This window comes from Neorhizobium sp. P1_A6 (assembly GCF_056406795.1).
In genome coordinates this window covers 141,384-153,858 of record NZ_JBFTZM010000013.1, presented here as the reverse complement: position 1 = coordinate 153,858, position 12,475 = coordinate 141,384, and the positions used below count along the sequence as shown (strand labels likewise).

Genomic DNA, 12,475 nt, shown 5'->3' with positions numbered 1-12,475 from the left:
GAGCAGAGCGGCACGGAGCTCATCGTGCTGGCCCGCTACATGCAGGTTCTGTCCGACAGTCTCTGCAGGAAGATGTCCGGCAAGATCATCAATATCCACCACTCCTTCCTGCCGAGCTTCAAGGGTGCCAATCCCTACAAGCAGGCCTATACCCGCGGCGTCAAACTGATCGGCGCGACGGCCCATTATGTCACCGCCGATCTCGACGAAGGCCCGATCCTCGAGCAGGACACGGTGCGCATCACCCATGCGCAATCGGCCGACGACTATGTTTCGCTTGGTCGTGACGTCGAAAGCCAGGTTCTGGCGCGCGCCATCCACGCCCATATTCATCACCGTACCTTCATCAACGGCAATCGTACCGTCGTCTTCCCGCCGAGCCCCGGTTCCTACGCTTCGGAGCGTATGGGCTAAGACCCAGCAATGTCGGTGAAAAGGCCTATGGACGCAGGCCTTTAACGCTCTATCCTCTTCGGAAGCGCCCTTCCGGAGAGGTTCATGTCCGACGTCCTGCCAGAACTCATCGAGCCTCCTGCAAACGACCTTTCGATCGACGCGATCGAGGGCGTTCTACGCGACCACTACGGGCTTTCCGGGCAGATCTTCCCGATCGAGGGACGGCAGAACCCCTACTTCCTGATCGACAACGGCCACTTGCGCTATCTGCTCAAAGTATCGCCCGCCAACGATCCCATCGAGGAGATCGAGGCGGAACACGCCTTGATGCGCCATATCCTGCGCAGTCCCGACGGACCGCGGGTTCCCGAACCGGTGATGACCAAGGACGGCGGCGATATGCTTGTCCTGCCGCTCGGCGGCGAAGACCGGCGTGTCCGCCTCCTGACATTCCTGGAAGGTGCGCCGCCGCCGACCGGTGAAAAACTGTCGGATCGATCCGTCGCCGCCTTCGGATCGATCTCGGCCGAGCTTGCGAAAAGCCTCCAGGATTTCGAACATCCGGTCCTCGAGCGCGAGCCGGAAGGCGACCTGCGCAAGGCCGGCCCCCAGACGGTCTCGCTTCTGTCCACCGTCGCCGACCAGGAAATCCGCGACGTGATCGCCAAGGCGATGGTGACGGCGCTTCGGCGCATCCAGCCGCTCGGCCCGGGCCTCAGGGTCGCGGCGGCACATCAGAACCTGAATGCCGGAACCGTCATCGGCGAAGATACGGATGGCACATGGATGCCAACCGGCGTGACGGATTTCTCAGGCATTTCCAACGGCTGGCTCGTCGCCGGTTTTGCCAATACCTGCGCCTACCTGCTCGCGGATCGCGATGGAGATCCGTTCGCCCTGCTGCCGGCGATCCGCGCCTACCACGAGATCTATCCTTTCACCCTGGCCGAGCTCGAAGCCCTGTGGCCGCTGGTCGTCGCCCGCACCGGCATTCTCGCCGCCGAAGCCGAGAGCCGGCAGGCCTTGTCGCCCGATGATCCACAGGCAAAGGAGGAGACCGAGAAACGCCGTGCGGTGCTGAACGGCGCAACCGCCGTTTCCCCGGCACAGGTCTTTGCAGCCATCCTCAATGCCACGGGAATGACGAAGCCGTTGCCGGAAATCGGCCGGCTCCTGCCCGATATCGACCCGGAAACTTTCCGGCTGGTGGACTTGAGCGTCACCAGTCCGCTTCTCTACGGCGGAAACTGGACGGACACCGACAACGACTGGAAGCTGCTTGCCCACATTTCCCGGGAGACCGGCCGCGCCAGCACCCGTTACGGCGAATACCGACTTTCGAAAGGCAGCACCGACGCGCAGCAGGAGCCGGAAAGTTTCGCGCTCCATATCGATGCCTGTATCCCCGCCCGGATAACGGCAGTGGCGCCTTTTGCCGGGACGCTGAAAAGCGCCGGCCCCCGCCTCGTCCTTGTCGGACGCGACCTGACCCTGCATGTCGAAGGCCTCGAATGTACGCTTGCCGAAGAGGCGGAGCTTGCCGCAGGCGACCCGATCGGCGTGATCGCCGGAGCGGACAACTCGATAGGCGGCCTGCGGCTCAGGCTCTGCCTCGATCCGGATCTCGTGCCGCCGCTTTTCTGCACGCCGACCGGGGTCGGCAGGTGGTCGAGGTTATGTCCTTCCCCGGCTGCATTGCTCGGCATCGATGCGAATGCCCCGGCTCCGAAACATTTCGATCAGCCGGTCCGCGGCTGGAAGGAATATCTCTTCGACGCAGCGGGCCGCACAGCGCTCGATCTCGGCGGTCAGGCGCCGCTGATCGGCCATGGACATCCGCGCCTCGCCGCCGCGACTTACCGCCAGACCATCCTGCTCAACCGCGCCACGAGCCATCCATCCGAGCCGGAGGAGGTGTTGCGAGCGCAACTGGCCGAGCTTGCGCCTGAAGGTTTGAACCATGTCGCGTTTGCGGCCAGCCGTGGCGACGCTCTGGATCTTGCCTTCCGGCTCGTCCGCGCCCACACGAACCGGGCCCGCATCATCGGCCTGCCGGGCTTCCGGGTGGATCGCCGCGACCCGGACCTTTTCACTGTCTCCGCCATCGGCACCGCAGCCGACATGATCCACGATCTCAAGGACGTGGCAGCCGTGCTCGCGAACGGCTACGACGAGGCCTTGCACCTCGACGAGCCGCTGGCCGAACTTCGAGAGAAGGCCGGCCTGCTGGTCATCGACGAAACCGCAACCGGCTACGGCCGCCTTGGCCACCACACCTGGGGTTTCTCGCACCGGGGCTTGGCGCCGGACCTTCTGATCACCGACGGGCCGCACGGAGGGGCGCCGGCGCTTCTGCTGACACGGCCCGAAATCGCGGCAAGCCTTGCCGCCGACGAACGTCCGCGGGCGATCTCTCCGGTCGAGGCCGCAGCGGCCGCAGCGGCGCTCGACGTCATCAGGGAAGAACAATTGCGGGAGAACACCCGCGAGATCGGCGGCCATCTGAAGACGCGGCTCGAAAGCCTGGCCGAACGCTTTCCGGCGATCCGTGCCGTGGCCGGCAGCGGCTTGCTGCTCGTGGTCGATCTGTCGGACGAGGCGGCGAACCTCGGCGAACGGCTACGACCCGGGTTTATCGTGGACGATAGCATACCGAAGCGCATTGTCCTGCGTCCGCCGTTATGTCTCCGCCGCGAGAGCGCAGACGGGTTGGTGGATCGGATCGAAACCCTGCTCTCGGAAATTTGAGCCGGTCGATCCGGGCTTTGCCGGAAATTTTCCACTCTCGATCCTTGCTTGGATGGAAAAGCCACCTATCTCAAGGCTGACAGGCAATGATCAGGAATCGCGAATGAAATTTCACAATTCGGCCTTCTTCCTGTCATCAGTCGGAAAAAAATTCTAGGTAGATTGATTTCCGTTGATCATTTTGTGGGACTCGCCTACAGATGATTTTCGTTCGGCCTGCTGAGTCTCGCCGACTTTCGCGCAACGCCATGAAGGGAGAGTGACATGTTTAAATTCGTCCGCGTCGCCGCCTTTGGTGAGGCCGCGTTCAAAATGAATGGCACGGATCGCCGCTCCCTTCCGTGCTGTCGAATGTAACGCTTCAGTTCAATCGTTCCTGAAAATTTTCATTCGCCAGAGCTGCGTCGCAAGCAGCCAAAGCGGGAGTCTGCCATGCAGAAGCAAGTAATCGAGTTCGGCGGCGAGCCCGTCGGTATTGTTATTCCTGACGCGGATCGGCTGAAATTCATCGCCGTTAAATTCCATGTCATCGATCTGGACGAGCAGCGTTTCGGCTCTGCCGACGAAGTGCGTCTTGCCATCCGCGAGCTGGTTCGCTCGCGCAACAGCGCCTCGGCGGCGCATGCCTGAGATTTTTAAATCCAATCCAAAAAGCCGCCCCTGTGGCGGCTTTTTTTTGCGCTCAGAACGCTGTGAAGGTCATCGTCGTCAACGAACGTTCGATGCCCGGAATCGAGGCGATCTTCTCGTTTACGAAGCGGCCGATCTCGTCGTTGTCCTTGATGTAGACCTTCAACAGCAGGTCCCATTCGCCGCTGGTCGAATACAGTTCGGAGGCGAGCTCGGTCTTGTAGATGGCGTCGGCAACCTCGTAGGTCTTGCCGGGCTTGCAGCGGAGCTGGACGAAAATAGGTTTCATGGACGTCTTCCCGTCGGTCGGATCGCCTAAGCGATCATGATGGACATGTCCGACTATTGGCCGATGCGACCGCCGTTCGCAAGCGCATCCTGGTGAATCTCTTGCCTGTGGATCTCCTGGGTGATCCAGTCCCTGAAAGCCGCAAGTGGCGGATAGGTGGCTCGGTCGGGCGGATAGGCGAGATGATATTGGCCGGTCTCCATCCTCTCGGCGTCCACGGCCGGCACCAGCAGGCCCTGCTCCAGCTCCCGGCCGATCAGGAACCGCGGCAGCAGCGCGGCACCGAGGCCGGCGGTTGCCGCCTCGACCATGGTGATGAACTGGTCGAACAGCATCCCATGCAAGGCATCGAACGTGATGCGGTTCTTCGAAAACCACAATTCCCAGGCGTCTGGCCGGGTATTGAGATGCAGAAGCGGCGCCTGCAACACGTCGGCCGGAGTTTGAAGATCATGTCGCACTTTGAATTCCGGACTGCAGGCCGGCAGCACTTCCTCATCCATCAGGAAGGTGAGCGCCGCGCCCGGCCAGCGAGCCGCACCGAAATGAATGGCGGCATCCAGCGTGTCGAACCGGAAATCGAACGGTTCGAGCCGTGTGATCAGGTTCACGACCATGCCCGGATGCGCATCGAGAAAACGCCCGATCCGCGGCGTCAGCCAGCGCGTGCCGAAAAACGGCAGGATGGCAAGGTTCAGCGTGCCGCCGGAAGGATTGGCCCTGAGATTGAGCGAGGCATGCGAAATGCGCCTGAGCGCCTCCCGCACCTCGCGGGCATACCCGTCTCCGGCAAGCGTCAACCGGATCGTCTGGCGTTCGCGTAAGAACAAAGCCACGCCGAGTTGTCTCTCGAGCGCCGAAATCTGGCGGCTGACGGCGCTCTGGGTGAGGCCAAGCTCGTTTGCCGCAGCCGTGACGCTGCCGGTGCGGGCCGCCGCCTCGAAGGCGGAAAGCAGCGAGAATGACGGGAGAAAGCGCCGGGGCGGCAGCATGTCATTCCTCCAGCGAATGATCTGTTGAGAACATGTCGATATTCATCGATAACGGCTCCCTGTAAAGAGTTGGCAACCAACACTCCCGGACAATCATCATGCTGAACGATCCCCGCTCTCACGGCCTCTGGGAAAAGACCGCCCCCGCACCGCCGCTCACCACCCGGTTGGAGGAGACGATCTCGGCCGATGTGGTGATTGTCGGCGGCGGATATACGGGTCTCTCGGCCGCGCTGCATCTTGCGCAAGCGGGGACCAATGTCGTGCTGCTTGAGGCAGCGGAGATCGGTTTCGGCGGCGCCGGCCGCAATGTCGGCCTGATCAATGCCGGCATGTGGGTGATGCCCGACGATTTCCCCAAGGAACTCGGCCCGATCTACGGTGAACGCCTGCTCGACCTGCTCGGCAACGGCCCCGCCCTCGTCCGCGAGCTGATCGACAAACACGCCATCGCCTGCGAGCTCGAAAAGAACGGCACGCTGCATTGCGCCGTTGGCCCGGAAGGGGTGAAGGAACTGGAGGAGCGCGCCCGGCAATGGCAGGCGCGCGGCGCCCCGGTGACTTTGCTCGATGCCGCCGAGACGGAACGGCGTGTCGGTTCCGCCGCCTATTCCGGATCGCTGCTCGACATGCGTGCCGGAACGCTGCAACCGCTCGGCTATGCGCGTGGTCTTGCCCATGCGGCGGTGAAGGCCGGCGCCAAGCTCCACACCGGCAGCGCCGTCATCGGCACCGGTGAGATCGACGGCCGAAAATTCGTCAGGACCGCTTTCGGCCAGGTTACTGCCGATTGGGTGATCGTCGCAACCGATGCCTACAGTACAGGCCCTTGGGAAGAGGTGCGGCGCGAGCAGGTGCACCTGCCCTATTTCAATCTCGCCACCACGCCGCTCAGCGACAACCTCCGCCGCTCCATCCTTGCCGGGCGCGAGGGTTGCTGGGACACCAAGGAAATCCTCTCTTCCTTCCGCATGGATCAGGCCGGCCGGCTGGTCTTCGGTTCGGTCGGCGCCCTGCGCGGAACAGGAACGGCAATCCACAAGAGCTGGGCTCGGCGCTCGCTGAAACGCATCTTCCCGCAGCTCGGCGAGGTGGAATTCGAGGCCGAGTGGTACGGCAAGATCGGCATGACCGACAACGCTTTGCCGCGCCTCCACAAATTCGGCCGTAACACGATCGGTTTTTCCGGTTATAACGGCCGGGGCATTGCGCCCGGCACGACGTTCGGCAAGCTGCTTGCAAAACATATCCTCGGGGAGATCTCCGAGGCCGACCTGCCCCTGCCGCTTTCGGACCCGCAGGAACCGGCCTTCCGCGCCATCAAGGAAGCCTATTACGAAGCGGGCGCACAGATCGCCCATTTCGCCGGCGAGCGGTTCTGATTGCGAAACTGCCACCGATTTGTAGATTGACGAAAATTACCCATCCGGAGACTGACATGACGCTCGCCACACTCGATCTCGCCGCTGAGGTGAAACACATTCTGAGCGGTCTCGGCGTGAAAGCCGAAAGCTATACTGGCGGCACGCTCGCCGTCCGTTCGCCGATCACCGGCCTGGAAATCGGCAGACTGCCAGAAGAAACCGCCGCAGGTGCCGTAAAGGCGATCGATGCCGCCCACGCGGCCTTCCTCGAATGGCGGCTGGTGCCGGCTCCGAAGCGCGGCGAACTGATCCGCCTTCTCGGCGAGGAACTGCGCGCGGCCAAGACCGCACTCGGCCGGCTCGTCTCCATCGAGGTCGGCAAGGTCACCTCCGAAGGCCTCGGCGAAGTGCAGGAAATGATCGACATCTGCGATTTCGCGGTCGGCCTGTCCCGCCAGCTCTACGGCCTGACGATCGCCACCGAACGCTCCGAACACCGGATGATGGAAACCTGGCATCCGCTCGGCGCCATCGGCATCATCTCCGCCTTCAATTTCCCGGTCGCGGTCTGGTCCTGGAACGCGGCGCTCGCCATCGTCTGCGGCAATTCCACCGTCTGGAAGCCGTCCGAAAAGACACCGCTGACCGCGCTCGCCACCCAAGCGATCTTCGAAAAGGCGCTCGCCCGTCTCATCGCCGACGGCGGAAAAGCGCCGAAGAACCTTTCGACCGTTCTGATCGGCGGCCGCGATATCGGTGAAGTCCTCGTCGACCACGACAAGATCCCGCTCGTTTCCGCGACCGGCTCCACGGCCATGGGCCGCGCCGTCGGCCCGCGGCTGGCGTCGCGCTTCGCCCGCTCGCTGCTGGAACTCGGTGGCAACAATGCCGCGATCGTCGCCCCGACCGCCGATCTCGACCTGACGCTTCGCGGTGTCGCCTTCGCCGCCATGGGCACCGCCGGCCAGCGCTGCACCTCGCTGCGCCGTCTGTTCGTGCATGACAGCGTCTATGAAACGCTGGTGCCGCGCCTCGCCAAGGCCTACCAGTCGGTGACGATCGGCAGCCCGCTCGAAAACGGCAATCTGGTCGGTCCGCTGATCGACAAGGCAGCCTACGACAAGATGCAAAAGGCGCTGGAAGCCGCCAAGGCCGAAGGCGGCAAGGTGACCGGCGGTGAACGTGTTCACCAGAACGAGGCGGCAGACGCCTATTACGTCCGCCCAGCGATCGTCGAAATGCCGGCCCAGACCGGTCCGGTCAAGGACGAGACCTTTGCGCCGATCCTCTACGTGATGAAATATTCGAGCTTCGACGAGGTACTCCACCTGCACAACGACGTGCCGCAGGGTCTTTCCTCCTCGATCTTTACCAACGACATGCGCGAGGCGGAAACCTTCGTCTCCGCCCGCGGCTCCGATTGCGGCATCGCCAACGTCAATATCGGCCCTTCGGGCGCCGAAATCGGCGGTGCGTTCGGCGGCGAGAAGGAAACCGGCGGCGGCCGCGAATCCGGCTCCGACGCATGGCGCGTCTATATGCGCCGCGCCACCAACACGCTGAACTACGGCCGCACCCTGCCGCTCGCGCAGGGCGTCAAGTTCGACATCGAATAACCGATGGCCGAACCGCTGAACCTGCTGACCGATATCGGTGGCGTGGCCGTCGGCCATGCCACTGATCTTGCCCTGGGGTCGGGCGTCACGGCGATCATCTTCGACGAACCGGCAATCGCCTCCGGCTCCGTCCTCGGCGGCGCGCCGGGCGGCAGGGATACGGCTCTGCTCGATCCGTCGATGACCGTGCAGACGGTCGATGCCTTCGTGCTGTCGGGCGGCTCTGCCTTCGGTCTCGATGCGGCCGGAGGGGTGCAATCGGGTCTGCGCGAAACGGGTCGCGGTTTCCAGGTCGGCAGCGTCCGCGTGCCGATCGTGCCGCAGGCGATCCTGATGGACCTGCTGAACGGCGGAAACAAGGACTGGGGCTTGCATTCGCCCTATCGCGAGATGGGTTACGAAGCCTTCCGGACCGCCGCCAAGGGTGAGTTCGGGCTCGGAACCATCGGCGCCGGAACAGGCGCGACGACGGCGACGTTCAAGGGCGGCATCGGTTCGGCGAGCGCCCGGACTTCGACGGGCCATACGGTCGCGGCACTGGTTGCCGCCAATGCCCTGGGCTCGGCGACGATAGGCGAAGGCCCGCATTTCGGGGCCGCTCCCTTTGAAGAAGGGAATGAATTCGGCGGCCTTGGACTACCTCCGACCTTCGACAACCGCATGCGCCTCAAGGGCCGCAATGTGACGTCGACGACGATAGGCGTCATCGTCACCGATGCCGTGCTGACCAAGGCACAGGCGCACCGGCTTTCCATCCTCGCCCATGACGGGCTTGCCCGTGCCATCCTGCCGGCACATCTGCCCTTCGACGGCGACACGATCTTTTCGGCGGCGACCGGGGCGAAACCTTTAAGCGACCCCTCGGATTTCATGGAAATCTGCCATCTGGCGACGCTGGTAACCGCCCGTGCCGTGGCCCGCGGCGTCTACGAGGCGACGGCTTTGCCCAATGCAAGCGCCCAGATCGCCTGGCGCGACAAATTCACTTCGCCGGCTAAATAGTTTTCAAGGCTTCTTGGAGCCGCGGCCAGTCGCGCTCGCAGGGAAGGCCGATCCTCAGATCCTCGGGCCGTTCCTCGAACCGGCGCACCAGAATGCCCTGCTCTCCAAGATGCCGGAAAACCGCCTGCGCGCGAGGATCCCGGATGAAGCGGAACAGCGACGTTCCATCCGTGACAGGTATTCCGGCAGCACCGAGCAGTGCATCCAGCCGCGCCGCATCCTCTTTCAGCCTCAGCCGCATCGCGCCCTGCCATCCGACATCGGCAAGTGCCTCGTTCGCCACGTGCAATGCCGGGCCAGACACCGCCCAGGGACCCAGCCGGTTCTCGATTTTCGCCACCGCTTCCGGACGCGAAATCACGAAACCGAGCCGCAGGCCCGCCATGCCGTAGAACTTGCCGAAGGAGCGCAGCACCACCAGCCCGCCGGCATCCACCGCGTCGGTGACGCTCGATGCGTCCGAGACGTCCATGAACGCTTCGTCGACGATCAGCAACCCGCCCTTCGCGCGCATGACTGCTGCGAGCGCCAGAAGATCGGCGCGCGGGATGATCCGTCCGGTCGGGTTGTTGGGATTGACGATGACGGCGAGGTCCGCTTCCGCCAGCCGATCCAGATCGTCGGTTTCGGCGACCTCGAAGCCGGAAAGCCGCGCCGCGCGGGCATGCTCAGCATAGGTGGGCGAAAGAACCGCAGCACGGCCTTTCCGGGCGATCAGATCAGCGACCATCGGCAGCAGGATCTGCGTCCCCGGCCCCGCCGCGACATGTGCCGCCGACGGCGCGCCGTAGGCAGTAGCGGCAAGGCCCTTCAGCCTTTCCGCCGATGCGACGTCAGGCAGTCGCGTGAAAGCATTGTCGGGCAGGGGCGAATACGGATAGGAATGCGGGCTGATACCGGTGGAAAGATCGACCCAGGGTTCCGGCGCATGTGGAAACAGCGCCCGGGCGCGGGAAAGATTGCCTCCGTGCTGTATCGGATCGCCAATTTCACCGCCAATCTCAGGGCCTGCCAATTTCATGTTCCTTCTCGCATTTTTCGCCCTGATCACGGAGCGTATCGTGGGTTATCCGGACTGGCTGTTCCGGCGCATCGGTCATCCGGTCACCTGGATCGGCGCACTGATATCCCGGCTCGACCGCGATCTGAACCGCGAAAGCGACGATTTCTCCACGCGCAAGCGAAAGGGCGTGTTCGCGCTTCTGGCGCTTCTCGGCATCGCGATCCTGCTCAGCCTGGTGATCGAATACGACCTGAGAATGATCCCCCTCGGGCCGATCCTGCTGGTCGTGATCGCTGCCAGCCTGCCGGCGCAGAAGAGCCTTGAAACCCATGTCGAGGCCGTGGCGACGGCGCTGCGATACGGAGGCCTGGACGCCGGGCGGAAAGCGGTCTCGAAAATCGTTGGGCGCGATCCGGAAAAGCTCGATGAAGCGGCCGTCTGCCGCGCCGCGATCGAGAGCCTGGCCGAGAATTTTTCGGACGGCGTCGTGGCGCCGGCCTTCTGGATGGGGATAGGCGGTCTCGCGGGCGGCGTCGGCTACAAGGCGGCCAATACCGCCGACAGTATGATCGGCCACAAACTGCCGCGTTACGAAGCCTTCGGCTGGGCGGCCGCGCGGTTCGACGATCTCATCAACCTGCCCGCCTCGCGCCTGAGCGCCCTTCTCTTCGTGGTCGCAGCAGGTTTCATCGATCGCGCCTCGCCGGGCAACGCGATCCGCGCCATCAGGCGGGATGCCCGCCATCACCGGTCGCCGAACGCCGGCTGGCCGGAAGCGGCGATGGCCGGCGCGCTCGGCATTGCGCTTGCCGGACCGCGCAGCTATGGCGGACAGATGATCGAGGCGCGGTTCATGGGCGAGGGTGGGCGCTCCGAGCTCACCTACGACGACATTCGCCGCGCGCTGAAACTCGCCCGCGTTGCCGACGCTCTGCTGATCGGCCTTTTCGGCCTTCTGGCGCTGATCATCTGGCAAGTTTGAGCAGCCCATCGAGATCGAGATGCTTTTCCATATGGGCGGCCAACCGGTCGAGTACCGCATCCACCCCGGCCTCATAGTCCAGGCCTGATGCCGAGCCACCAAGCCGCTTCAGCCAGGCCGACCGCTGCCGGTCGTCGGAAAACAGACCGTGAAGATAGGTGCCCCAGACCCGGCCATCCGTGGATATCGCGCCGTCCGGGTTGCCGCCGACGATTGAGAACGGGCATTGGCAATCCACGCCCGACGTCCGTCCGATATGCATCTCATAGCCGGACACAGAAATTCCGTCGAAGCTTTCGCCCGAGACGGCCTCCAGCCGTTTATCGCCGGAAAGAACCGTCTCCACATCCAGCAAGCCCAGCCCTTCGATCGAGCCGGGCGGCCCTTCGGTTCCTTCGGGATCGGAAATGGTTTTTCCAAGCATCTGATATCCGCCGCAGAGGCCGAGCGTCCGACCGCCGCGGCGGACATGGGCGGCGATATCAACATCGAAACCGGCCGCCTTCAGCACCCGCAGATCGGATATCGTCGCCTTCGAACCCACCAGCAGCACGAGATCGCAATCGCCGGGAATGACCTGCCCCGGCCGAATCCGGATGAGGTCGACATCCGGCTCCGCTTCCAGCGGATCGAGATCGTCGAAATTGGAGATATGCGGCAGGATCGGCACCGCGATCCTGATCTTCGCACCAGCCTTCCGCACCGAAGGCGTATTGAGGCCGAGCGCATCTTCGGCCGGCAGCCGGGCCGCATCGGCAAAATGCGGCAACAGCCCGACCGGTTGCCAGCCCGTGAGTTCCCCGATCATCCGCATGCCGTCGGCGAACAGGGCCGGATCGCCGCGAAACCGATTGACGATAAAACCCCGGATCATCGCCGCATCTTCGGGATCGAGCACCAGACTGGTGCCGGCAAGGCTGGCAATCACCCCGCCGCGTTCGATATCGCCGATCAGCACCACCGGCACGTCGGCGGCCCGGGCAAACCCCATATTGGCGATGTCATTCCGACGAAGATTGATTTCCGAGGCGCTGCCGGCGCCTTCGACCAGGACGAGATCGGCCTGGTTGCGGAGGATGTCGAAACTTTCCAGGACCCGCGGCATCAGTGTCCGCTTGAGCATCTGATACTCGGCGGCCTTGGCGTTGCCTTCGACCCTGCCTTGCACCACCACCTGCGCCCCGACCTCGCTCTGCGGCTTCAGGAGCACCGGGTTCATGTGGACGCTGAGCGGCGCGCCGGCGGCGCGCGCCTGCAACGCCTGCGCCCGGCCGATTTCGCCGCCATCCGCAGTGACTGCGGCATTGTTCGACATGTTCTGCGGCTTGAACGGCATGATCTTCAGGCCGCGTAGCGTAAAGGCGCGGGCAAGCCCGGCCACCACCAGCGACTTGCCCACATCCGAGCCCGTTCCCTGAAACATCAGCGCCCGAGCTGGCTTGACCCCAACCAT

11 protein-coding genes are annotated in these 12,475 nt (G+C 63.8%); 7 read left to right on the top strand and 4 right to left on the bottom strand.

Annotated elements, in window-relative coordinates:
- From AC1D3C_RS23675 to AC1D3C_RS23665, 3 genes are all read left to right on the top strand, one after another.
- A partial coding sequence (locus tag AC1D3C_RS23675) for a formyltetrahydrofolate deformylase (RefSeq protein WP_477484581.1) occupies positions 1-414 on the top strand: 414 nt, incomplete at its 5' end.
- A gap of 84 nt (positions 415-498) precedes the next feature.
- Entirely contained in the window at positions 499-3,144 is a 2,646-nt protein-coding gene (locus tag AC1D3C_RS23670; RefSeq protein WP_477484580.1) for an aminotransferase class III-fold pyridoxal phosphate-dependent enzyme, read from the top strand.
- A 432-nt stretch (positions 3,145-3,576) separates the two neighbouring features.
- On the top strand, positions 3,577-3,774 hold the full coding sequence (locus tag AC1D3C_RS23665) for a hypothetical protein (RefSeq protein WP_038591355.1): 198 nt from the start codon (positions 3,577-3,579) through the stop codon (positions 3,772-3,774).
- Positions 3,775-3,826: 52 nt separating this feature from the next.
- Here AC1D3C_RS23665 and AC1D3C_RS23660 read toward each other — a convergent pair whose 3' ends face one another.
- On the bottom strand, positions 3,827-4,063 hold the full coding sequence (locus tag AC1D3C_RS23660; RefSeq protein WP_038547100.1) for an Lrp/AsnC ligand binding domain-containing protein: 237 nt from the start codon (positions 4,061-4,063) through the stop codon (positions 3,827-3,829).
- Positions 4,064-4,116: 53 nt separating this feature from the next.
- A complete protein-coding gene (locus tag AC1D3C_RS23655; protein ID WP_477484579.1) occupies positions 4,117-5,055 on the bottom strand; it encodes a LysR family transcriptional regulator in 939 nt (312 codons plus the stop codon).
- Between the two features lie 98 nt (positions 5,056-5,153).
- Here AC1D3C_RS23655 and AC1D3C_RS23650 point away from each other — a divergent pair, with 98 nt between their 5' ends.
- Genes AC1D3C_RS23650 through AC1D3C_RS23640 form a run of 3 tightly spaced genes read left to right on the top strand, consistent with a single transcriptional unit; the run spans position 5,154 to position 9,037 of the window.
- On the top strand, positions 5,154-6,437 hold the full coding sequence (locus AC1D3C_RS23650) for an NAD(P)/FAD-dependent oxidoreductase (protein WP_477484578.1): 1,284 nt from the start codon (positions 5,154-5,156) through the stop codon (positions 6,435-6,437).
- A 56-nt stretch (positions 6,438-6,493) separates the two neighbouring features.
- Positions 6,494-8,035, top strand: coding sequence for an L-piperidine-6-carboxylate dehydrogenase (gene amaB / locus AC1D3C_RS23645; protein WP_477484577.1), 1,542 nt, complete (start codon positions 6,494-6,496; stop codon positions 8,033-8,035).
- Between the two features lie 3 nt (positions 8,036-8,038).
- Positions 8,039-9,037 carry a P1 family peptidase gene (locus AC1D3C_RS23640; protein ID WP_477484576.1) on the top strand — a complete coding sequence of 333 codons (999 nt, stop codon included), beginning with the start codon at positions 8,039-8,041 and terminating at the stop codon, positions 9,035-9,037.
- On the opposite strand, the gene cobD is transcribed toward AC1D3C_RS23640, so the two are convergent.
- The gene (gene cobD, locus AC1D3C_RS23635) at positions 9,030-10,058 is read right to left on the bottom strand and encodes a threonine-phosphate decarboxylase CobD (protein WP_477484575.1); all 1,029 of its coding nucleotides are present in this window, start codon (positions 10,056-10,058) and stop codon (positions 9,030-9,032) included. The two genes, AC1D3C_RS23640 and cobD, sit on opposite strands and share 8 nt — an antisense overlap.
- On the opposite strand from cobD, the gene cbiB reads away from it, so the two are divergent.
- Positions 10,057-11,022 carry an adenosylcobinamide-phosphate synthase CbiB gene (gene cbiB / locus AC1D3C_RS23630; RefSeq protein ID WP_477484574.1) on the top strand — a complete coding sequence of 322 codons (966 nt, stop codon included), beginning with the start codon at positions 10,057-10,059 and terminating at the stop codon, positions 11,020-11,022. The two genes, cobD and cbiB, sit on opposite strands and share 2 nt — an antisense overlap.
- Here the strand turns inward: cbiB and AC1D3C_RS23625 are convergent.
- A complete protein-coding gene (locus AC1D3C_RS23625) occupies positions 11,006-12,475 on the bottom strand; it encodes a cobyric acid synthase (protein ID WP_477484573.1) in 1,470 nt (489 codons plus the stop codon). The genes cbiB and AC1D3C_RS23625 overlap by 17 nt on opposite strands.